This window comes from Polaromonas sp. P1_G4 (genome assembly GCF_056405475.1).
In genome coordinates this window covers 1-720 of record NZ_JBFUCA010000994.1, presented here as the reverse complement: position 1 = coordinate 720, position 720 = coordinate 1, and the positions used below count along the sequence as shown (strand labels likewise).

Annotated in this window: 1 protein-coding gene; it reads left to right on the top strand. The window is 58.1% G+C overall.

Features of this window, described 5'->3' with window-relative positions; translation table 11 throughout:
* Positions 1 to 149: 149 nt before the first annotated feature.
* Positions 150 to 720 (top strand): TRAP transporter substrate-binding protein DctP (gene dctP / locus AC1D1X_RS24960; RefSeq protein WP_477699582.1); only part of this gene is annotated, 571 nt, incomplete at its 3' end.

The following is a 720-nucleotide window of genomic DNA, read 5'->3' as shown; positions in this document are numbered from 1 at the left end:
GGTTGCACTTCAAATAATAATGGTTTTCCATTATGGAAAGACTTTCCACTTTATCGGATGATTCGCCGGTCTGGGGTGCGATCTGGCCGAACAGCCTTGCCCCGCCCCTTTGCCCTCCCCCTCTTTCTCCGCAATAAAAGGACATCCAGATGCAGTTCAATCGCAGGTCACTGACCCTGGCAGCCGCGCTGCTGGCGCTTTCATCCGCCCCGGCGTTGGCCCAGGACATCCAGGAGCGCACCATCAAGTTCGGCCACCTCAACAATGCCGACCACCCGGTAAGTTTTGGCGTCAAGCGTTTCAGTGAACTGCTGGCAGCCAAGAGCGGCGGCAAGATGAAGGTGCAGGAATTTCCGGCTTCAACGCTGGGCAATGAGCTGCAGCAGCAGTCCGCCCTGCAAGGCGGCGTGCAGGAAATGTCGGCGCCGGCCACCACCTCTCTGGCGGGCATCGTCAAGGAATTCGGCCTGGTCGATTTTCCTTTTTCAGTCGCAAACTTTGCGCAGGCGGACGCGCTTCTTGACGGCCCGCTGGGCCAGGCRCTCATCGCAAAACTTCCGGAGAAGGGACTGATCGCACTGGGTTATTGGGACCTGGGCTTTCGCAATGTCACCAACAGCAAACGCCCCATCACCAGGCCGGAAGATCTGGACGGCCTGAAAATCCGTGTGATTCCCAATCCGGTGTTCCTGGAGACCTTCAAGGCCTTCAAGGCCAACC